Below are 22,349 nucleotides of genomic sequence, written 5' to 3' on the forward strand. Positions count from 1 at the left end.
CATGACGGTGGCCAACGACAAGATCGTCGAGGCCCTGCGCGCCTCGCTGCGGGAGGCCGAGCGGCTGCGCAAGGAGAACGACCGACTGCGCGCGGCAGCCCGGGAACCCGTCGCGATCATCGGGATGGCCTGCCGCTATCCCGGTGGCGTCGAGTCCCCGGACGACCTGTGGACCCTGCTGACGGAGGAGCGGGACGCGATCAGCGCCTTCCCGCGCGACCGGGGCTGGGACCTGGACGGCCTGTGCGGTCCCGACGCCCACCCGGCGGTGCGCAGCGCGGTCGCGGAGGGGGGATTCCTCGGCGGCGCCGCCGAGTTCGACCCCGGGCCCTTCGGGATCTCGCCGGACGAGGCGTCGGTGATGGACCCCCAGCAGCGGCTGCTGCTGGAGCTCGCGTGGGAGGTGTTCGAACGGGCCGGGATCGACCCGCGGTCGGCCGGCGGCCGGCGCTACGGCGTCTTCGTGGGCACCACCGGACAGGACTACACCCCCCACCTGAAGGACGTCCCCGACGAGCTGCTCGGCCACCTCGCCTCCGGCGGTTCGAGCGCCGTGCTCTCCGGCCGTATCGCCTCCGTCTTCGGCCTCGAAGGGCCCACGGCCACCCTCGACACCGCCTGCTCCGGTTCCCTGGTGGCGCTGCACCTGGCCTGCCGGGCGCTGCGCGGCGGCGAGTGTTCCATGGCCCTGGCCGGCGGTGTCACCGTGATGTCCAGCCCCGATGCGTTCATCGGCAGCGGCCGGGGGATAGGGCTGCCCGTCGCGGCCCGCTGCCGCTCGTTCGCCGACGGGGCCGACGGGATCGCGTTCGCCGAGGGGGCGGGCGTGGTGCTCCTGGAGCGGCTCTCCGCCGCCCGCGCGCACGGCCACCCGGTGCTCGCCGTCGTCCGTGGCAGCGCGATCGGCCAGGAGGGCGCCACCAACGGCGCGAGCGCCTCCAACGGCCCCGCCCAGCGAAGGCTGATCAGGCAGGCGCTGGCCGACTCGGAGCTCGAGCCGCACGAGGTCGACGCGGTCGAGGGCCAGGGCACCGGCGGCCTGCTCAGCGACGCGGTCGAGGCGCGGGCGCTGGCGTCCGTCTACGGCGAGGGCCGCCCCGCCGACCGGCCGTTGCCGCTGGGGTCGGTGAAGTCCAACCTCGGGCACACGCAGGGGGCCAGCGGTGTGGCCGGGGTGATCAAAATGGTCCAGGCCATGCGCCATGGCGTGCTGCCGCGCACCCTGCACACCGAGGTGCCGTCACCGCACATCTCCTGGGAAGAGGGCCGGATCCGGCTGCTCACCGAGGCCACCCCCTGGCCCGCGACGGACCGGCCGCGGCGGGCCGGGGTGTCCGCGTTCGGATTCGGCGGCACGGGCGCACACGTGATCCTGGAACAGGCACCACCTCCGGACGATCCCCCGCCCCCGCTGCCGGAGGCGGGACGCGGGACGGCGGCCGCCGGTGTGGTGCTCTGGCCGGTCTCCGGCTGCGACCCCGACGCGCTGCGCGGGCAGGCGACCCGGCTGCTGGCCCACCTCGACCGGCGGCCCGAACTCCGGCCGGCCGACGTCGGCCTGTCGCTCGCGACGTCCCGGGCCGCGCTGACACACCGCGGTGTGGTCGTCGGCGAGAGCCGCCAGGAGCTGCTGGACGGCCTGCGGGCGCTGGCCGGGGGAAGGGGCTCGCCCCGCGTCGTCCAGGGCTCGGCCGGACGCCGCCACCGGCTCGTCGTCCTGCTCACCGGCCACGCCCTCGCGCCCGGCACCGGCAAGCAGCTGTACGACGCCTTCCCGGCGTTCGCCGACGCGTTCGACGCGGTGTGTGCGGAGCTGGACGCCCCGGTGGGAGCCGAGGCCCGTGACGCGATGCTCACCGGCCCGGCCAGGGACTTCGCGATCCAGGTGGCGCTGTTCCGGCTGGTCGAGTCGTGGGGGGTACGGCCCGGCGTCGTACGAGGCCACGGCGTCGGCGGGCCGGCCGCCGACCACCTCGGCGGGCGGCTGACACTGCCCGAGGCGTGCGCGGCGCTGACCGGCTCGCCTCACCCGGCGGACACCCCGCGGGACTTCGCCGCCGCGGCCCGCACCCTGGCCCGGGAGGGCACGGCCTATCTCGAACTGGGCGGCCATGAGGTGGCCGAACTCCTCGACGGCGAGGGGCTGCCCGCGGTGGCCGCGCTGCGGCCCGGAGCGTGGGAGGTGGCCGCCGCGGCCGCCGCCCTCGCCCATGTGCACGCCCACGGCACCGCCGTGGACTGGCAGGCGGTGTTCGCGGGCGCCGACGCCCGCCGGGTCGACCTGCCCACGTACGCCTTCCGGCGCGCACGCTACTGGCGCGCGGCGTTCGACCTGAGCCGGGTCAACGGGGCGCGGTGAGACCGCCCGGAGCGGGGTGAGCGGCCGCACCGACCGGTACGGCCCCTCACCCCGCTCCGGGCGGCTCTCAGGCTTCGGCGCCCAGCTTCACCGGCAGCCGGCCGAGCTGGCGAGTGCCCGGAACGGGGCGCCACGTCAGCTCCTTCTCCGGCACGGCCAGGGTCAGCTCCGGGAAGCGGCCGAAGAGCGTCTCCAGCGCCAGCTCCGCCTCCTGGTTGGCCAGCATGGCTCCCAGGCAGTAGTGCGGTCCGCGTGAATAGGCGACGTGCTGCGCGCCCCCACCGCCGGAGCAGCGGGTGATGTCCAGCCGCTCGGGGTCGGGGAAGCGCCGCGGATCGTGGTTGGCGGCGCCCTGCACGGGCAGGACGACCTCGCCCTTGCCGATCGGCGCGCCCGCGACCACGACGTCCTCCGTGGCGTACCGCGGCTTGCCGAAGACGATCGGACTGCACCGGCGCAGCAGTTCCTGCACGGCTCCGGGCAGCAGCTCCGGCCGGCTCCGCAGCAGCGCCCGCTGGTCGGGGTGGGTCAGCAGCGCGAGGACGCCGTTGCCGATGAGACCGGCGGTCGTCTCGTGCCCGGCGACCACCAGGTGGAACAGCATGGTGACCAGTTCCGTGTCCGACAGCCGCCCGCTGTCCTCGCTCCGCGCCTGAATGAGCGCGGTGATCAGGTCGTCGGCCGGCTCGGCGCCGCGCCGCTCGACCAGCGAGCGGAGGTAGGCGGTCGACTCCGAGAGCACGCGGCTCAGCGAGAGGGCGTCGGTGTAACCGTGGCTCCACTCGCGCCACATCGCCCTGTCCTCGGCCGGCACGCCGATCAGCTCGCAGATGACCGCGATGGGCAGACGGTGGGCGAAGTGCTCCATCAGGTCGACCGTGCCGTCCACGGCGCGGCCCGGCAGCCCGTCGACCAGCTCGTCCGTCAACGCCCGTATCCGCGGCTTCAAGTCGGCTACCCGCCGCGCCGAGAACGCCCGCGCGACGAGCGTGCGCAGCCGCGTGTGATGCGGCGGATCGAGCTGTGTGATGGCCTCGGCGAGATGGGGAACCAGGTCCTTGGACAACCCCAGCCAGCGCAGCGACTCGGCGTGGTGATCCGTCGTACATCCCGGAATCGACCGCGAGTTGCTGACGAAGCGCTCGTCGGTGAGCACGGAGACCACGTCCTCGTAGCGGGTGATCACCCACGCGTTCCGGCCGTCCGCCACGCGCGCCAGGGCGACCGGCGTCTCCTCCCTGATCCGCCCGAAGCCGCCGTATGGATCGGCGGTCAGCTCGGCCGCGTTGATGGCGAACGGGCAGCGGTCCGGCTCACCGGGCGTCTCGGCGTCACCTGCTGGTGTCATCTTCGGGCCTTCCGTCGTCGGCCATCCCTGCGGGTGATGATCGCCCATCCCGCTTAAGCAGTCCTGTCACCGGGGCGGGACCCGGGGCGGGACCCGAGGCGGGGCGCGGGCCGGTTCGGTAGGTCCGCTTAAGAGCGCTCGGCGAGCATGAGCCCTTGCCATTCCCGTTCCGAAATCACCGCTCCGTTGGTCTCAGCGATGCGGGGAAGCAGGGAGAACACGGTGATCAACGAGCGCAACCGCAAGTCGATCGCACGCGAACACAGCCGGCGCCTGAGTGCGGGCGATGTCGACGCGCTCCTGGAGCTGTACGCGAAGGACGCCACGTTCGAGGACCCCGTGGGGGCCGGCGGCCGGGCCGGACACGAGGCGCTGCGCGCGCACTTCGAGAGCGCGGTGGCCGGGAACGTCGCCGAGACCGTCGAGGATACGGTGGTCGGGCAGGACGGCGCGCATGTGCTGTCCCGGATCACCGCGGTCATGGACTACCGGCCGCGCGGCCCGGTGTACGCCGACCGCGGCTGGCTGCCCGCGCCGCAGGCCGCGGAGCCGACCGGACTGCGCTGCCACTACGCGCTGCTGCTCCGCGTCGGCGAGTCCGGCCTGATCGAGGACATGCGGGCGTTCTGGGGCCGGCCCGACATCGAGACATCGGCCGACGGCGCGGCGGAGTCCTTCCGCGGTCCCGAGTCCATCACCCCCGACGAGGCGGCTCTGCGGCAGCTGCCGTACACCTACGCCCGGCGGCTGGAGTCGGGTGATGTGTCCGGGACCGTCGCCCTGTTCTCGGACGATGTCGTCTTCGAGGACCCGGTGGGGCGCATGAAGCTGTGCGGCAAGGAAGCCCTGGCCAAGCACGTGGCCCACGGCTCGGCGGGCAAGGTGAACGAGATCCTGGGACGGCCCGTGTCCTCGATGGACGGACGGTTCGTGGTGATCCGGGGGGACGCCCGGATCTTTGTGCCGGAGAAGATGCGCATGCGCATGATCACCGTCTGTGAACTGAACAAGGACGGCCTGGGCGTGCACATCCAGGGCTTCTGGGGGATCACGGACACCACCTTCGGGGACATGGGGCCGGACACGGACACGGACACCGACCGCTGACCGGCGCCCGATGCCCGGCGCCGAGGAGCGGCCGGAAACGGCAAGACGCACTTAAGCCGCTTGGGACACCCTCGTGACGGTGTCCGAGGCGAAAGACGAATGCCACATCAGGCGAGCCCGTTTCGGAGGGACTTCCGCGCCATGACCACACCGACACGTGCCGTCGTCCTGGGCGGCGGATGGGCCGGCATGCTGACCGCCCATGTGCTGGCCCGCCATCTGGAATCCGTGACCGTGGTGGAGCGTGACCTCCTCCCCGACGGACCCCTCCACCGCAAGGGTCAACCACAGGCCCGCCACGTCCACATACTCTGGTCCAGCGGCGCGGGCATCGTCGAGAACCTGCTGCCGGGCACCATCGAACGGCTGCTGGCGGCCGGCGCCCGCCAGATCGGCTGGAACCGCGACCTGGTGACCCTGACCGCCTCGGGCTGGCAGTACCGCTTCCCGGCCACCACCTACGCCATGATGTGCACGCGTCCCCTGCTCGACTGGGTGGTGCGTGACGCGATCCTCTCAAGTGGCCGCATCGAGGTGAAGCAGGGCACCGAGGTCGTCGGCCTGGTCGGAGACCGCTCCAAGGTCTCCGGAGTGCTGGTGCGTGACGTGGCCGGCGGCGAGCCCCGGCCGCTGGAGGCGGACCTGGTGGTGGACGCCACCGGGCGGGCCTCGCGCCTGGGCCGCTGGCTGGCGGGGCTCGGCCTGTCGGCCGTCGAGCAGGACGTGGTCGACGCCGGCGTCGGCTACGCGACCCGCATGTTCAAGGCACCCGAAGGCGTGAGCGGCACCTTCCCCGCGGTCATGGTCGCCGCCGACCACCGCACCCGCAGCCCCGGCCGCTTCGGCGTGGTCTACCCCCAGGAGGGCGGCCGCTGGCTGGTCACCCTCACCAGCACGCGTGGCGCCCCGCTGCCCACCCACGAGGACGAGTTCACGGGCTTCGCCAAGATGCTGCGGCACCCGATCGTCAGCGACCTCATCGGCGTGGCCGAGCCCATCAGCCCGATCTTCCCCTCGCACTCGGGAGCCAACCAGCGCCTCTACCCCGAGCGCATGGCGCAGTGGCCGCAGGGCCTGCTGGTCATCGGCGACTCGCTGGCGGCGTTCAACCCCGTCTACGGCCACGGCATGAGCACGGCCGCGCGCGCCGCCGAGGCCCTGGACACGCAGCTGGCGGGCGACGCCTTCGGCGAGGGCGGCACCCAGCGGGTCCAACGGGCGCTGAGCGAGGTGGTCGACGACCCGTGGATCATGGCCGGGCTCAAGGACATCCAGTACGTCAACTGCCGCATCCGCACCGACGACCCGCGCCTGACCGACCCGGACACCCCCGAGCGGCTGAGGTTCTCCGACTACGTCGCCGACCGGTCGATCCGCTCGCCGAAGGTCAGCGAGGTCGCCACCAGCGTGCTCAGCCTGAACACGCCGCAGAAGGCCCTGGGGGACTCCCACTTCCTGTCGCTGCTGCGGACCGACACCAAGTACCCGGAGCTCGTCGAACCGCCGTTCCACCCGGACGAGCTGGAGATGGTGGGGCTCAAGCCGCCCGGCAACGCCGCGAACGGCGTGCTCGGATAACCCACCCCGCAGGCCCCACATCGAGAGAGGTACAGCCATGGAACCCATCGAAGAGCCGACCGGCGACAGCCGACTGGCCGAGCGGCTCGCGACCGCGACGCCGGAGGAGCGCGAGCAGCTCCTGCGCGGGCTGGTGCTCCGCCACGCCGCCGAGATCCTCGAAGCTCCGGAACTTGACGAGGAGAGCAACTTCGTGGAGAACGGCCTGACCTCGCTGCGGGCCCTCCAGCTGTCCAAGGCCCTGATGAACGACACCGGGCTCGAAGCCCCCCTCGTCGCGATCGTCGAGCACCCCACGCCCACCCTGCTCGGCAAGTTCCTGTCGGAGACCTACGAAGCGGACGCGACCTAGGGGCGTCCGGCGGCCACGCGGCGGAGCGGCGTATCGGTGCTGTTCCCCTCCCCGCCCCTTCCCGGCCCCGTCGATGTGCGACTCCGTCGCGTGGGGGGCTCCGCCCCAGACCTCGGGGTCCAGGGGCAAAGCCCCTGCCACGCGGCGGAGCCGCACATCGACACTGCGGGAAGGGGCGGGGAGGGGGAGGGCCCGCCGCAGGCGTCAAGATCCGCCGGACACCCCTAGATCTGGCGCTCGTCAGGGCACCCGTCTTGTCCTTTCTCCAGGAGGCATGGGATTTCCGCCATGAAGCTGTCCGTTGCCGTGGACCACGGAGTGACGTTGCGGGTGCGGCACCGGCCGGGCGGCGACGGCCGGCCGTTTCTGCTGCTCCACGGGCTGAGGTCCAACGCCCGGATGTGGGACGACGTAGCCGACCGGCTGGTGGCCGCCGGCCATCCCGTCTACGCGCTCGACATGCGCGGGCATGGTGACTCCGACCTGCCGGAACACGGATACGACAACGCGACCGCCACGGCGGATCTGGTCGCCGTCTGCCGCGAGCTGCGGCTGACCGGGGCGCTGCTCGCCGGTCACTCCTGGGGCGGGAACCTCGCGGTGCGGCTTGTGGCCGAACACCCCGAGGTGGCCGCCGGTCTCGCGCTGGTGGACGGCGGCTGGATCAGCATGGTGGACACCTTTCAGGGCGGCCCCGCCCGGGAGAAGGTCGTGGAGATGGTCGGGCGGGCACACTCCCAGGTTTCCGGGATGACCGCCCAGACCCTGCGGGAAGCCCTGCGCGGCCTCCACCCGACCTGGTCAGCTGCCGCCGTCGAGGCGACCCTCGCCGACCTGGCCGAAGGGCCGGACGGGCTGCTCGTCCCGCGGCTGCCGCTGGAGAAGCTGCTGTCGATCCTGGAGAGCATGTGGGAGGACCCGCCCGCCCGCTGGTATCCCGCCATCACGGTGCCCGTGATGCTGTGCAGCACCCTGCCCGTGCAGGTCCCCATGCTGAGCGACCTGGCGCGGAAGTGGGTGGCGGAGGTCGAGGCGGCCCTCCCGCAGGCGGACCCCCGCTGGTACGTGGGCGCCGACCACAACGTGCACGCGGATCACCCCGCGCGGGTGGCCGGCGACCTGCTCGACCTGGCGGCCGCCGTGGACAAGCCGGCATCGGAAAGGCCCTGACATGGCGAATGACGAGACGAAGCTCCTCGGCTACCTCAAGCGCGTGACGGCCGACCTGCGCGAGGCCCAGCGCCGGCTCAAGGACGTCGAGTACGCCCAGCACGAGCCCGTCGCGATCATCGGCATCGGCTGCCGGTTCCCCGGCGGGGTGAGCTCCCCCGACGACCTGTGGGACCTGGTCGCGGCCGGCCGCGAGGGCATCGGGGGCCTGCCCACCGACCGCGGCTGGGATCTCGAAGCGCTCTACGATCCCGACCCCGACCACCCGGGCACCAGCTATGTGCGCGGGGGCGGATTTCTCTACGGCGCCGACCGGTTCGACGCCGGATTCTTCGGGATCGGTCCGCGCGAGGCGGTCACGATGGCCCCGCAGCAGCGGCTGGCGCTGGAGGTGGCCTGGGAGGCCATCGAGCACGCCCGCATCGACCCGCACACCTTGCAGTCCAGCGCCACCGGTACCTACCTCGGCTGCGACGGCCTCGACTACTTCCTCAACTCCCTCCAGGTGCCCGAGGGCTCGGCGGCCCATCTGACGACCGGCAACTCGCCGAGCGTGGTGGCCGGTCGGGTCGCGTACACCCTCGGTCTGGAAGGCGCCGCGGTCACGCTGGACACGGCATGTTCCTCGTCCCTGGTCGCGATCCACCTGGCGTGCCAGGCGCTTCGGCAGGGGGAGGTGACGCTGGCGCTGGCCGGCGGGGTGTGCGTGATGTCCTCACCGGCACCGCTGGTCGGCTTCAGCGAGATGCGCGCCGTGGCGCCGGACGGGCGCTCGAAGCCCTTCTCGGCGGACGCCGACGGCATGACCCTCGCGGAGGGGGCCGGGGTCGTCCTGCTGGAGCGCCTGTCGGACGCCCGCCGCAACGGGCACCGGGTGCTGGCGGTCGTCCGCGGCACCGCCGTCAACGAGGACGGCGCCAGCAACGGTCTGACGGCGCCGAACGGCCCGTCGCAGCAGCGCGTCATCCAGCAGGCGCTGGCCAACGCCCGCCTCGCGGCGGCGGATGTGGACGCGGTCGAGGCGCACGGGACGGGCACCAGCCTCGGCGACCCCATCGAGGCCCAGGCGCTGCTGGCCACCTATGGGCACGACCGGCCGGAGGGGCGGCCGCTGCGGCTGGGGTCGATCAAGTCCAACATCGGCCACACCCAGATGGCCGCCGGTGCCGCGGGCGTGATCAAGATGGTCATGGCGCTGCGCCACGAACTGCTTCCGCGCTCCCTGCACATCGGTGCGCCCAACCCCCATGTGGACTGGGGCGACGGCGCGCTGAGCCTGCTGCGGGAGGCCGTCGCGTGGCCGCGTGACGCGCGGCCCCGGAGGGCCGGCGTGTCCTCCTTCGGATTCTCGGGGACCAACGCGCACCTGATCCTGGAGGAGGCGCCCGAACCTCCCCCCGGGGACCCCGGCGAGCCCGGCGAGCCCGGCGAGGCCGCCGATCGGCCCGAGGGCCGGGTCACGCCGTGGGTGGTGTCGGCACGCGGCGCGAAGGCGCTGCGCGGCCAGGCCCGGCGGCTGCTCGACGCGACGGCCGTCGTCGGCGGCGAGCCGGAGGCGGTCGGCTGGTCGCTGGCCACCACGCGCGCGACGCTCGCCGACCGGGCGGTGATCACGGGCCGGGACGCCGACACCCTGCGGGCGGGCCTGGCCGCGCTGGCGGCCGGGGAGGACCATCCGGCCCTGATACGGACCACCGCCGCGGCGCCCGCCCCCGGGTGGCGGGTGTTCCTCTTCTCCGGGCAGGGAAGCCAGCGGCCGGGTATGGGGGCCGGACTGTACGAGCGTTTCCCGGTGTTCGCCGCCGCCTTCGACGAGGTGTGCGCGCTGCTCGATCCGCACCTGGACCATCCGCTGCGCGACATCGTCCTCGCCACCGACGAGGAAACCGCCGGCCTCGTCCACCACACCACCTATACGCAGACCGGGCTGTTCGCGGTGCAGGTGGCGCTGGCACGGCTGCTGCACGACTGCGGTGTGCGGCCCGACGCCGTGCTCGGCCACTCCATCGGCGAGATCGCCGCCGCACACGTGGCCGGAGTGTTCTCCCTGGAGGACGCCTGCCGTCTGGTCGCCGCCCGCGCGACCGCGCTCGGCGCCCTGCCGCCCGGCGGCGCCATGACCGCCCTGGAAGCCACCGCCGAGGAGGCCGCCGAAGCCCTCGCCGGCTACGACGGCCAGGTCGGCATCGCCGCCCTCAACGCCCCCACCAGCACGGTCATCTCGGGGCCGGCGCAGCTGGTGGCCGAGGTCGGCGCGGCCTGGAAGAAGCGCGGCCGGAAGGCCAAGGCGCTCACCGTCAGCCACGCCTTCCACTCCTCCCTCATGGAACCGGCCCTCGACGGCTTCCGCGACGCCATCGCCGACCTGGCCTTCCACCCACCGCTCATCCCCCTGATCAGCAATCTGACCGGGCAGCCGGCCGGCGAGGACATCGCCACCCCCGACTACTGGGTGCGCCACATCCGCCAGCCCGTCCACTTCCACCCCGCCGTCGCCCACGCCGCCCCGCAGACCGCCGTCTACCTCGAAATCGGCCCCGACCCTGTCCTCATCCCTCCCGCCCAGGACACCCTCGACACCCTGCGGGACGCCCCTGGGGCCACCGCGCCGCTGCTGATCCCGACGCTCACCCGCACCCAGCCCGACACCCAGGCCCTGGCCCAAGCCCTGGCCCGGCTCCACACCCACACCCCCGTCGACTGGAGCCCCTGGTTCACCCACCCGGCCCCGCCGCCCACCGTCGACCTGCCCACCTACTCCTTCCAGCGCGACCGCTACTGGCTGGCCCCGGCCCGTCCGACCGGTGGCCACGGCGTGCAGGATCCGGCCGAGGCCGAGCTGTGGGAAGCCATCGAGGACCACGACGTCGAGACTCTCGCGCAGGTGCTGGAGCCCGACGGCGAAGCCGAAGACATCGAGGCGCTGCGGCCGGCCCTGCCCGTGCTGTCCGCCTGGCGCCGCCGCCACCGCGAGCGCGCCACCCTGGCGTCGTGGCTCCACCGGATCCGGTGGACGCGGCTGCCCGAGCCCGACGCGCCGGCGCTGAGCGGCACCTGGCTGCTGCTCGTCCCCGCCGGCCACGAGAACCACCCGGCCGTACGGACGGCGCTCCAGGCCCTGACCGAACACGGCGCCGACGCCACCACCTGTCCCGTCGATACCGCCACCAGCCGTCAGGCGCTCGCCGAACGCCTCACCGCCCTGCGCTCCGAAGCCACGCCGTCGACCGCCCCCGCCGGCGTGCTCAGCCTGCTGGCCCTCGACGAAGCCCCGCACCCCGATCATCCGGCCGTGCCCGCCGGGCTCGCCGCCACCCTGACCGCCCTCCAGGCGCTCGGTGACTCGGACATCACCGCGCCGCTGTGGTGCCTCACCCAGGGGGCGGTGTCGACCGGGCAGGACGACCCACTGCCCCATCCCCTCCAGGCGCAGAGCTGGGGCCTGGGCCGGGTCGCCGCGCTCGAACACTCCCAGCGCTGGGGTGGCCTGGTGGACCTGCCGGTCGACCTCGACCAGCGGACCCCGGCCCGGCTGGCGGCCGTGCTGGCCGGCGCGCCGGCGGGCGCCGAGCCCGAGGACCAGGCGGCGATCCGCACCACCGGGGTGCTGGCGCGCCGCCTCGTCCACAGCACCACCGGGCACGCCGGGCCCGGCCCGGACTGGCGGCCCCGGGGCACCGTGCTGATCACCGGCGGCACCGGTGGCATCGGCGCACTGCTGGCCCGCTGGGCGGCCGAACACGGGGCCGCCCACCTGGTCCTCATCAGCCGCCGCGGCCCCGACGCGCCCGGCGCCGGGGAACTCGCCGCCGAACTCAGCGGCCTGGGCGCCACGGTGACCCTGGCCGCATGCGACGCGGCCGACCGCGAAGCCCTGCGCGCCGTCCTGGACGCGATCCCCGCCGAGCACCCGCTGTCCACCGTCATCCACGCCGCGGGCGTCAGCGAGCACGACGCCGTCGCCGACGCGGACACCGGACACCTGAACCGGCTGCTCGAACCGAAGGCGCTCGCGGCCCGGCACCTCCACGAACTGACCCAGGACCTGGACCTCTCCGCGTTCATCCTGTTCTCCTCGGTCTCCGCGGCCTGGGGCAGCGGGGGGCAGAGCGGCTACGCCGCCGCCAACGCCTACCTGGACGCGCTCGCCGACCACCGCCGCGGACTCGGCCTGCCCGCCACCTCGGTGGCCTGGGGGCTCTGGGGCGAGGTGGGCATGGCCACCGCGTCCGACGACGTCGACTACTTCCGCCGCCGCGGCCTCCACCCCCTCGACCCCCGGCTGGCCGTCGCCGCCCTGGAGCAGGTGGCCGGAGGCAGGGAGACCAGTGTCGTGGTCGCCGCCGTCGACTGGCGGCGCTTCCTGGAGAGTTTCACCGCGCTGCGCCCCAGCCCGCTGCTGGGCGATCTCCCCGAGGCCGCCGAGGCGCGCACGGAGGAACCGCGACCGGCGGCCGAGGAGACGGACCAGCTCAAGCGGAAGCTCGCCGGCAGCGCGCCGGCCGAGCAGCACCACATCCTGGTGCGGCACGTACAGGCACATGCCGCCGGTGTCCTCGGCCACGCCGCCGCGGACGACGTCCCGCCCACCAAGCCCTTCCAGGAGCTGGGCTTCGACTCGCTCAACGCCGTCCAGCTGCGCGACCGGCTCAACGCCAGCACCGCGCTGCACCTGCCCACGACCGTGCTGTTCGACTACCCGTCGGCCGACGAACTCGCCCGCCATCTGCACGGCCTGCTCGTCACCGACGGGGCCTCGGGCGAACAGCGGGTCATGTCGGAACTCGACGGCTGGGACGTCGCCCACGCACCGGACGCCGTGGACGAGGCCGCCCGCTCCCGGGTCGCCGCACGGCTGCGGCTGCTGGCCGACAAGTGGGCCGACCCGGGCCGCGCCACCGGGACCCACGACGACCTGGAGACGGCGACGGCGGAAGAGATCTTCGACCTGATCACCCAGGAGTTCGGGAAGTCCTGAGCGGGGCGCGGAAGAAGGGAGGGGTTCGTCAGCGGACTGACGAACCCCTCCCGAGGCTTTGGGCCCAGGGCCTCAGCGGGAGCCGTACTCGGCCGCCAGCTTCTCCAGCTCGGGGACCACGTCATTGGGGGACGGCTGAGCCGCCATCTCCTGACGGAGCTGCTCGGCCCCGGACCGGAACGACGGGTCCTCCAGCAGCCGGACCAGGTCCTCCCGGATCCTCGGCCCGGTCATGTCCTGGGGCGGAATCCACAGCCCGGCCCGGGCCTCCTCAAGACGTTGGCCCCGTATCTGGGCGTCCTGAGCGGTGAGGCTGACCATGAGCTGCGGGACTCCGTGCGCCAGTGCGCCGCAGAACGCCGGGACCCCACCGTGGTGCATCACAGCGGAACATGAGGAGATCACGGCGTGCAGGGGCACGAAATTGACGATTCTCGTGTTCTCGGGCACCCGCTTGAGTTTCCGCTGAATACTTTCGGAGAGCGTCAGCATCAGCTCGATGTCCAGGTCGGCCACCGAGTCCAGCATCTCCTGGATCTGGCCGACGGGAACGGGCTGGCTCCCGGCCACGCTCCACATGCTCACTCCGAAGGTGGCAAGGACGCGCGGCGCCGGCGGCTTCTCGTGAATCCAGTTCGGTATGACGGAGGGGCCGTTGTGCGGGACGTAGCGAACGGAAACGTTCCGCACATCGCTTTCCGACCTTATCGAGTCCGGCATCTGATCGATCGTGAACTGGCCGGTCAGCAGTTCTTCCGAGGCATCAAAGCCGTATTTCGACGCCCACTTGCTCATCCATTCTTCCACCGGGTCCTCGCGGTCCCCCGGCGGCTGTTGCGCCCGCACCGTCAGAAAGCGCTGGCGCAAAGGCGTTCCCACATCGATGGCGAGGTGCATCCGCGCATGCGGCACTCCCGCCGCGGCGGCGGCGACCGAACCGGCGTAGCTCATCGATTCCCAGACCACCAGATCGGGCTTCCACGAGCGGCAGTACGCCACCAGGTCGTCGACCATCGAGTCGTTCGCGGCCTCCATGATCATGGCGAAGACGGTGTGGAACGCCTTCAGGTTCTCCCAGGTGAGCTGCTCCTCGCGGGCGTAGTCGACCTTGGGCAGCACCATGCCGCTCCGCGCTGCCCGCTGGATGATCAAGTCCCCTTTTTCCTGGAGGGACGGACCCGATCCCGCGGCTACCGCCGTCAGCCCTGTTCCGGTGATGACGTCGGTGAATTCGGGACTGCTCGCGACATGGACGTCATGGCCGGCGGTGCGCAGCGCCCAGGCCATGGGTACGGTGAGATAGAGGTGGGTTTTCCAGGGGAATGTGACGAACAGGACGCGCATGGCTACCGTCTCTCCTCACCAGTCGCCGTGGGCAACCGATCTCGCTCGCCTGATCCCAATATGCTATCGCCGCCCCTTAGGCGGATCTTACGGTCCGCTGTTAGCCGAACTTTAGGCAGGTGAGTGAGGATATGACGGAACCACAATGAGGTGGTGATATGTCGGCGTCGTCAGGATTCCATGATGAAGGGTATTGTTCTCGCGGGAGGAAATGGGACACGGCTGCACCCTCTTACCCTGGTGGGGTCGAAGCAGTTGGTTCCCGTTTACGACAAGCCCATGATCTACTATCCGCTGTCCGTTCTCATGTTCGCGGACATCCGGGAGATCCTCGTCATCACCCGCCCCACCGAAATGCCGCTGTTCCAGGAACTCCTCGGAGACGGTGAGCATCTGGGACTGAGCATCAGCTATGCCTCCCAGGAGAAACCGCGGGGGATCGCCGACGCCTTCCGGGTCGGCGCGGACCACATTCGCGGTGAGGACTGCGCGCTGATTCTGGGCGACAACCTCTTCCACGGCGCGAAACTGCCCACGCTGCTCCGCCGCAGCGCGGAGCGGCTGCGCGGGTGTGTGATGTTCGGGCACGAGGTCGCCGACCCCCGCCACTTCGGCGTCGCCGAGGTCGACGACCGGGGCCGGCTGGTGTCCATCGAGGAGAAGCCGGAGCGGCCCCGGTCGAACCTGGCCATCCCCGGCCTGTACTTCTTCGACGGCGGCGTCGTCGACGTCGCCAAGCGCCTGGTGCCCTCGGCCCGGGGCGAGCTGGAGATCACGGACGTCCTGCGCGCCTACCTGGAGGACGGCCTGGCCGACCTGGTGTGGCTCGGCAGGGGCGTCACCTGGCTGGACACCGGCTCGCACGAGACCCTCCTGGACGCCGGGCGCTTCGTACGCGACCTTCAGCACCGTCAGGGCACACGGCTCGGCTGCGTCGAGGAGATCGCCATGTACATGGGATTCATCGGGGCCGACGAGTGCCACGCGCTCGGCGCCAGGATGAGCACATCGCCCTACGGCCAGTACGTCATGGACCGTGCGCTCGCATACCGGCAGGGGCTGCCGCCCGCGCGTTTCCTGGAGGAGCTGTGAATCTCCTCGTCACCGGGGCCGCGGGGTTCATCGGCTCCACCTATGTGCGCGGTCTCCTCGCGCGGGGCGGCGCGGAGCCGGACCCCGACGTGTCCAGCGTCACCGTGCTGGACAAGCTCACCTACGCCGGGACGCTGAGCAACCTCGAACTCGCCGATCCCCGGCTGACGTTCGTCCACGGCGACATCTGCGACGCCGATCTGGTCGACACGCTGATGGCACGGGCCGGCCAGGTGGTCCACTTCGCCGCCGAATCGCATGTGGACCGCTCCATCGACGGCGCCGACCCGTTCGTACGCACCAACGTCGAGGGCACCCACACGCTGCTTCAGGCCGCCCTGCGCCACCGGGTGGAGCGCTTCGTCCATGTGTCCACCGACGAGGTCTACGGCTCGGTCGAGACCGGCACCAGCCCCGAGACCGCGCCCCTGGACCCCAACTCTCCCTACGCCGCGTCCAAGGCCGCCTCCGACCTGATCGCCCTCGCCTACCACCGCACCCACGGCCTTGATGTGCGCATCACCCGGTGCAGCAACAACTACGGCCCCCATCAGTTCCCCGAGAAGATCATCCCGCTGTTCATCACCCATCTGCTCGACGGCGAGGACGTGCCGCTGTACGGCGACGGGCTGAACGTGCGCGACTGGCTGCACGTGGAAGACCACTGTGACGGGGTGGAACTGGTGCGCACGAAGGGGCGTCCCGGCGAGATCTACAACATCGGCGGTGGCACCGCGCTGACCAACCGGGAGCTGACCGGGCGCCTGCTGGACGCCTGCGGAGCCGACTGGAGCCGCGTACGCCACGTCGCGGACCGCAAGGGGCACGACCGGCGCTACGCGGTCGACGACGACAAGGCAAGGAACGAGCTCGGCTACCGCCCGCGCCACGACTTCGTGGCCGGGCTGGCCGAGACGGTCGCCTGGTACCGGAACCACCGGTCGTGGTGGGAGCCGCTCAAGCGCTCCGCCCAGCCGACACACCGCTGACCTCAACCGACACACCGATGACCGCGCGGACCCCGCGCGGTCATCGGTGTGCGGTGGCGACGCTCAGCGGTGGCCTCCGACGAACTCGGCGACGGAGGCCACGACATAGTCGATCATCTCGTCGGTCAGCCCCGGATAGACCCCGACCCAGAACGTGTGGTCGGTGATGATGTCGCTGTTGGCCAGCTCGCCGCTCACCCGGTGCGGCGCCTCGGCGTGCGCGGGATGGCGCGTCAGATTCCCGGCGAACAGCCGGCGGGTGCCGATCTTGCGGGACTCCAGGAAGTCGACGAGCTGGGCGCGGCTGAACGGGGCCCGCGGGTCGACGGTCAGGACGAAACCGAACCAGCTCGGATCGGAGCGCGGCGTCGCCTCCGGCAGGATCAGCCACGGCAGCCCGTCAAGACCCTCGCGCAGCCGTCGCCAGTTGCGCCGCCGGGCCGAGCAGAACGCGTCGAGCTTGTCGAGCTGGGTCAGCCCCAGCGCCGCCTGGAGGTCGGTCGACTTCAGGTTGTAGCCGATGTGGGAGAAGATGTACTTGTGGTCGTAGCCGGCCGGCAGCGTGCCCATCTGGTAGCCGAACCGCTTGCGGCAGGTGTCGCTCTCGCCCGGCTCGCACCAGCAGTCCCGGCCCCAGTCCCGGAGCGACTCCACGATCCGCGCCAGCACCAGGTTCGAGGTCAGCACGCAACCGCCCTCTCCCGTGGTCAGATGGTGCGCGGGATAGAAGCTGACGGTCGTCAGATCGCCGAACGTCCCCGCCAGTCGCCCGTCGTAGGTGGACCCCACGGCGTCGCAGGTGTCCTCGATCAGCACCAGGTCGTGGTCCTGCGCGAGCCGCGCCATCTCGGTGGCCTCGAAGGGGTTGCCCAGCGTGTGCGCCATCATGATCGCCCGGGTGCGCGGGCCGATCGCCTCCGCCACCCGCTCGGCCGTGGCGTTGTACGTCCCCAGCTCGACGTCCACATAGACCGGGACCATGCCGTTCTGGAGGATCGGGTTGACGGTGGTCGGGAAGGACGCCGCCACCGTGATGACCTCGTCGCCCGGGCGCAGCCGGCGGTCGCCCAGCAGATGGGAGGTCAGCGCCGAGAGCGCCAGGAGATTCGCGGACGACCCGGAGTTCGTCAGATGCGCCTTGCGCCGCTTCATCCGGCGCGCGAAGGCCGACTCGAACTTCCGCGAGGCCTTGCCCGCGGCGATCCGCATCTCCAGCGCGGCCTCCACCAGCGCGACCCGGTCGTCCTCGTCCAGCACCGCGCCCGAGGGCCAGATCTCGGTGACCCCGGGGATGAAGCCCCGCCCCTCCTGGCTGTCCTGGTGATACTTGCGCACCTCGTCGAGGATGCGCGCGACCCGTTCGCTCATCTGCTGTCCTTCCCATGGCTGTTCGGGGGTCCGCAGGCCGTCGCCGCCCGCACCGTCGCGGGCGGCGGCACGCCGGCGGCCGCGAGCAGATCGCGCACCGACTCCCGCAGGGCTCGCCGCGGCGACCAGCCCAGCAGGCGGCGCGCCCGGCCGATGTCCAGTCGTTGCCAGGCCGCGTCCGAACGCGTCCGGTGCAGGGCCGGGTCCTCGACGACGCGCACCGGCAGCCCGCTGAGGGAGATCATCAGGTCGACCAGCGCACGCACCGGCACCGCCCGGCCGCTGCCGATGTTCACGACGCGGCCGGCCACCGCGTGGGACGGTGCCAGGGCCGCCGCGACCACCGCGTCGGCCACGTCCCGGACGTCCACCAGGTCGCGGTGGTCGTGCAGGGGCGCGAGCCGCAACTCGTCGCGCCCGGCCGCCAGGTGCGCGGCCACCACCCCGGCGAGGCTGTTGCCCGGGGCGCCCGGGCCGCAGGCCACGCCGACCCGCAGCACGATCCCGTCCACCCCGAGCCCGGCGGCGGCCCGCAGCACCGCCTGCGACCCGCGCAGCTTGGTGCGGCCGTACACGGTGGTCGGGGCGGTCGGCCAGTCCTCGCCGATCGACGTGCCCGGGTCGGCCGGGCCGTACTCGTAGGCGCTGCCCAGATGGATCAGACGCGGCCGGTCGGGCAGCCCGGCGACGGCCCCGGCCAGCCGGCCCACCAGTTCGGTGTTGGCCTCGGCCATCCGCCGTTCGCCACCGCCCCACACCGCGCCCGAGGCGTTCACCAGGACCCGCGCCCGGGTGTCGGCGCAGAGCCTGGCCAGCTCGGCCGGCTCGGCCTCGGTCAGGTCGAGACGCACCGAGCGGCAGCCGTCGCCGTCCACGCCGCCGTCCACGCCGCTGCGGGAGACCCGCACCACCCGCGCGCCCGCGGCGCCGAACGCCGAGCAGATGTGCCGTCCCAGATACCCGGACCCGCCCAGGACCAGGACCGGCGTCGTCATGCCGCTTTTCTGCTGCTTGTTTTCCTGAAGACCGCCTGCCGGAAGTAGCTCCAGGGAACGCCCCGCGCGTCGGCGGTACACGCCCATCCCGCACCGGGCCGATATGCCTCGATGAAGGCGGGCACGGCCGCGTCCACGGCCTCGCTGTCGTGGATGTCGAGCACCTGCCGCAGCGGCCCGGTCTCCATGGCCAGCCGCACGGCCTCCTCGCCCTTCTGATGGCCGTCCATTGCCTTGTCCCGGAACTTCCCGACCGGATTCTTGACGAAGAACGCCTCGCACCTGTCGTCGATCAGACGCAGATAGGCCTGCACGGTGTCGGGGGTCATCTCCGTGAAGGAGTGCACATTGACGCACAGCTCGAAGCGGTCCGACCCCAGGGCGGCGTCGATGTCCTCGTCCTCGACCTGGATGAACCTCATCTTGGCGAACTGCTTGTCGTCCAGGACCTCGCGAAGATACGCCCTGCTCAGGGAGAGGGTGTTCTTCAGATCGACAATGGTGTAGGAGTCGAGGTCGTAGTTGGACAGCATCGCGTGGCAGGTACGGCCGTATCCCGCGCCGATCTCCAGCACGCGGGCGCCGTCCAGGGCCAGTTCCCTCTCGATGAATCCGAGTTCGAGCGCCGCCTGGAGATAGTCCAGGCAGATGCTCTTGCCCTCGTAGCGAACCGTGACCGGATCTCCCACGTCACGGTTGTGGACATTCTCGATTTTCGACCATTCGTCGTCACTCAGCCGTGTGGCCAGCTCGTAGACGAGGGCCCTCAGATACCTGACCCCGTTGGCCGTCGGGTCCCAAAGAGCGATATTGAAATTCCGTCGGTCCGACTTGAATCCGGTCAAGTCGGCGGCCGCGTCCTCAGTGACCCAGAGCTCGTTGATGCGCTCCCACTGTCGGCTGGCCTGAAAACCCTTCGCCATCCCGCCCTCCTACTCCATCGGCGATGGTCACATCACGCGGTACGAAGTCTGTCTCCCGTGTCTAATGGCGGGCTAACACTTCCGGGTGCCGTGGTCAGGACTCCCCGAATTCCCGGTCGATAAGGGCGAACACCTCATCAGCGGAAGCCGTTTCCAGGTCGTCCCCGCCCGTCTCCTCGCCAGGTTCGGACGCGCTCTCCCCGTCCGTGTAACGCCACAGCAGCACCTGTAGCCGGTGCGTCAGCCCGGAACGCCGCGGGTCGTCCGCGTCCAGCGCCGCGAGCGCCGCCTCGATCCCGTCGAGGTGCTCCGCGGCCGGTACCTCCGTCGGCTCGGCCGGCAGCACCCGCGACACCAGATGGCCCGCCAGCGCGGTCGGCGTCGGGTAGTCGAAGACCAGCGTGGGGGACAGGGTCAGGCCGGTGGCGTCCCGGAGCCGGTTACGGAACTCGACGGCCGTGAGGGAGTCGAACCCCAACTCGTTGAAGGGCTGGTCCGGTTCGACCAGCTCCGCCGCCGAGTAGCGCAGCGCGCTCGCCGCGTGGGCGCGGACCAGCGCCAGCAGCGTGCCGGTGCGCGCCTCGGGCTTCTGGGCCGCGAGGCGGTCCCGCAGGGCCGTCAGGCTCCCGGAGTCGTCGGACTCGGGGGAGCCCGGCGCCGCCCGGCCCGCCCGCCGGGCCGCCGGGATCTCGTCGAAGAGGCGGCTGGCCCGCCCCAGGGTGAACAGCGGGGCGAAGCGCTCCCAGTCCACGTCCGCGAACACCGCGTGGGCCTCGTCGTGGCCGGCCTGATCGAGCGTCCGCCGCAGCGCGGTCAGCGCCAGCGCGGGGTCGAGGGCCGGGAGGCCATGGCGCCCGGAGCGTTCGACCGCCGCCCGCTCCGCCATGTCGTCCCACACGCCCCACGCCACCCGGACGACGGGCCCACCGGCCGCCTCGCGCTGCCGCGCCACCGCGTCCAGGTATGCGTCGGCCGCGGCCCGGGCGCCGTGCTCGCCGGCCCCCCAGACCGCGACGACGGACGAGAAGACCACCACGGGATCGTCGGGCTCCAGGCCGCACAGCTCCGGGAGCCGATCGGCGCCGCCCACGGCGGCCGACAAGGACTCGGCCAGCCGGTCCGGGGTGAGTTCGGCCAGCGGTGTCCGGTCACCCGGCGCCCCGGTGTGGATGATCGTGCGGACCCGCAGCCCCGAGGCCGCGAGCCGGTCCGCCAGTTCGTGCCGGCCCGACGGCTCGGACGGCACACCGTCCACCACCGTCGCCTCCGCACCCAACTCCGCCAGCTCGGCCACCAGCTCCGCGCCACCGGGCGCGGCCTGGCCGCCCGGCGCCAGCAGCACGATGCGCTTCGTGCCGCCCGTGGCCAGCCACCGGGCCACATGGGCGGCGGCCCCGGCGACGCCGCCGGTGACCAGGACGCCCTCCCGCGGCGTCCACTCACGCGTCGGCGCCTCCGCGTCCAGCGGCGCGGGCAGCAGCCGGCGCGCGAAGGCCCCGGCCGGCCGCAGCGCCACCTGGTCCTCGCCGTCCCGCCCCGCCAGCGCGGCGCACAGGAGGCCGGGGGCGAGGTCCTCGACCGAGTCGGGCAGGTCCACCAGCCCGCCCCACGCCGTCGGATGCTCCAGCGCGGCCACCCGGCCGAGCCCCCATACCTGGGCCTGCGCCGGGGCCTGCGGGCGTTCGTCGTCGGCGACGGCCACCGCGCCTCGCGTGGCGCACCACAGGGGTGCGTCGAGCTCCGCCTCCAGCAGGGCTCGCAGCAGGACGAGGGTGCCCGTCACGCCGCCGATCACCGCGGGGTACGTTTCGTGCGGGCGTTCGTCGAGCGGCAGGAGGGACAGCACCCCGGCCAGGGACGGGCCCGCGGCGCACAGCGCACGCAGCGACGCGGCCAGCTCGGCCGGATCGGCCCGCCCGTCCGCCACCAGCCGCCGCACCTCGCCGCCGCCCGCCGTGAGGGCCTGCTCACAGGCGTCGGCCCATGCCCCGGCGCCTTCCGGCCCCACCACCAGCAGCCACGAACCCGCCACGGCCGCGGGGCCGGGGCCGGGCAGGGGGCGCCAGCCGATCCGGTAGCGCCAGGAGTTCACGGTCGTCCGCTCGTGGCGTTCCCGGTGCCAGCGCGACAGCGTCGGCAGCACCGCACCGAGCGACGAGCGCCGTCCGTCCTCCTCACCGAGGCCCAGCGTCTCGGACAGAGCGGGGAGATCCAGCCCGTCGACCGCGCCCCAGAACCGGACCTCCTCCTCGTCCGCCTCCGGCGGCGGCGCGTCCGCCAGCTCGTCCGGCAGCCAGAAACGCTCGCGTTGGAAGGGGTAGGTGGGGAGGTCGGTGGTGGTGGGTTTGGTGGCCGGGTACCAGGGTCGCCAGTTGACGGTGAGGCCGGTGGTGTGGGCGTGGGCGAGGGCGTCGGCGAGGTCGTGGGGGGTGCCGTGGTCGCGGCGGAGGGTGGGGATGGTGGTGGCGGGGATGTCGGCGTCGTCGATGGTGTCCTGGATGCCGGGGGTGAGGACGGGGTGGGGGCCGGCTTCGATGAAGTGGCGGTGTCCGCGGTCCAGGAGGGTGGTGAGGGTGTTGGTGAAGCGGACGGGTTGGCGGAGGTTGGTGAACCAGTAGTCCGCGTCGAGTGGGGTGGTGGTGAGGCGCTCTGTGGTGACGGTGGAGTAGAAGGGGATGGTGGGTGTGGTGGGGGTGAGGTCGGCGAGTTGGTCGAGGATGGTGTCGCGGATGCGGTCGACGTGGGG

The 22,349-nt window shown here is 72.4% G+C and carries 14 protein-coding genes; 8 read left to right on the forward strand and 6 right to left on the reverse strand.

The window, feature by feature from the left end; translation table 11 throughout:
* Position 1: 1 nt before the first annotated feature.
* The gene (locus ACH4S9_RS41175; RefSeq protein ID WP_398376810.1) at positions 2–2,359 is read left to right on the forward strand and encodes a type I polyketide synthase; all 2,358 of its coding nucleotides are present in this window, start codon (positions 2–4) and stop codon (positions 2,357–2,359) included.
* A 67-nt stretch (positions 2,360–2,426) separates the two neighbouring features.
* On the opposite strand, the gene ACH4S9_RS41180 is transcribed toward ACH4S9_RS41175, so the two are convergent.
* A complete protein-coding gene (locus ACH4S9_RS41180; RefSeq protein ID WP_385350203.1) occupies positions 2,427–3,707 on the reverse strand; it encodes a cytochrome P450 in 1,281 nt (426 codons plus the stop codon).
* 222 nt (positions 3,708–3,929) lie between these two features.
* Between ACH4S9_RS41180 and ACH4S9_RS41185 the strand changes: the two genes are divergently transcribed.
* The 5 genes from ACH4S9_RS41185 to ACH4S9_RS41205 all read left to right on the forward strand — a co-directional run bounded on the left by ACH4S9_RS41185 (position 3,930) and on the right by ACH4S9_RS41205 (position 12,892).
* A complete protein-coding gene (locus ACH4S9_RS41185; RefSeq protein ID WP_311725220.1) occupies positions 3,930–4,814 on the forward strand; it encodes a nuclear transport factor 2 family protein in 885 nt (294 codons plus the stop codon).
* Between the two features lie 141 nt (positions 4,815–4,955).
* Positions 4,956–6,392, forward strand: coding sequence for an NAD(P)/FAD-dependent oxidoreductase (locus tag ACH4S9_RS41190; protein WP_398376811.1), 1,437 nt, complete (start codon positions 4,956–4,958; stop codon positions 6,390–6,392).
* Between the two features lie 37 nt (positions 6,393–6,429).
* A complete protein-coding gene (locus tag ACH4S9_RS41195; protein WP_398376812.1) occupies positions 6,430–6,744 on the forward strand; it encodes an acyl carrier protein in 315 nt (104 codons plus the stop codon).
* A gap of 288 nt (positions 6,745–7,032) precedes the next feature.
* The gene (locus tag ACH4S9_RS41200; RefSeq protein WP_398376813.1) at positions 7,033–7,914 is read left to right on the forward strand and encodes an alpha/beta fold hydrolase; all 882 of its coding nucleotides are present in this window, start codon (positions 7,033–7,035) and stop codon (positions 7,912–7,914) included.
* A 1-nt stretch (position 7,915) separates the two neighbouring features.
* Positions 7,916–12,892: a type I polyketide synthase gene (locus tag ACH4S9_RS41205; RefSeq protein WP_398376814.1), complete on the forward strand. Its 4,977-nt coding sequence runs from the start codon at positions 7,916–7,918 to the stop codon at positions 12,890–12,892.
* 72 nt (positions 12,893–12,964) lie between these two features.
* Here the strand turns inward: ACH4S9_RS41205 and ACH4S9_RS41210 are convergent, their stop codons facing one another.
* Positions 12,965–14,236 carry an activator-dependent family glycosyltransferase gene (locus tag ACH4S9_RS41210; protein WP_398376815.1) on the reverse strand — a complete coding sequence of 424 codons (1,272 nt, stop codon included), beginning with the start codon at positions 14,234–14,236 and terminating at the stop codon, positions 12,965–12,967.
* 183 nt (positions 14,237–14,419) lie between these two features.
* Here ACH4S9_RS41210 and rfbA point away from each other — a divergent pair, with 183 nt between their 5' ends.
* Positions 14,420–15,328, forward strand: coding sequence for a glucose-1-phosphate thymidylyltransferase RfbA (rfbA, locus tag ACH4S9_RS41215; RefSeq protein WP_398376816.1), 909 nt, complete (start codon positions 14,420–14,422; stop codon positions 15,326–15,328).
* Positions 15,325–16,317, forward strand: coding sequence for a dTDP-glucose 4,6-dehydratase (gene rfbB, locus ACH4S9_RS41220; protein ID WP_398376817.1), 993 nt, complete (start codon positions 15,325–15,327; stop codon positions 16,315–16,317). The genes rfbA and rfbB overlap by 4 nt, the downstream gene beginning before the upstream one ends.
* Before the next feature lie 63 nt (positions 16,318–16,380).
* Here rfbB and rfbH read toward each other — a convergent pair whose 3' ends face one another.
* The 4 genes from rfbH to ACH4S9_RS41240 form a co-directional block, all read right to left on the reverse strand.
* Positions 16,381–17,685, reverse strand: a complete 1,305-nt coding sequence (gene rfbH / locus ACH4S9_RS41225; protein ID WP_398376818.1) for a lipopolysaccharide biosynthesis protein RfbH — start codon at positions 17,683–17,685, stop codon at positions 16,381–16,383.
* On the reverse strand, positions 17,682–18,680 hold the full coding sequence (locus ACH4S9_RS41230) for an NAD-dependent epimerase/dehydratase family protein (RefSeq protein WP_398376819.1): 999 nt from the start codon (positions 18,678–18,680) through the stop codon (positions 17,682–17,684). The genes rfbH and ACH4S9_RS41230 overlap by 4 nt, the downstream gene beginning before the upstream one ends.
* Complete coding sequence (locus ACH4S9_RS41235; RefSeq protein ID WP_398376821.1) at positions 18,677–19,603, reverse strand: putative sugar O-methyltransferase; 927 nt, start codon at positions 19,601–19,603, stop codon at positions 18,677–18,679. Before ACH4S9_RS41235 ends, ACH4S9_RS41230 begins: the two co-directional genes overlap by 4 nt.
* A gap of 94 nt (positions 19,604–19,697) precedes the next feature.
* A partial coding sequence (locus ACH4S9_RS41240) for a KR domain-containing protein (protein WP_398376822.1) occupies positions 19,698–22,349 on the reverse strand: 2,652 nt, incomplete at its 5' end.

This window comes from Streptomyces sp. NPDC021225 (genome assembly GCF_044332865.1).
Taxonomy (GTDB): Bacteria; Actinomycetota; Actinomycetes; order Streptomycetales; family Streptomycetaceae; genus Streptomyces.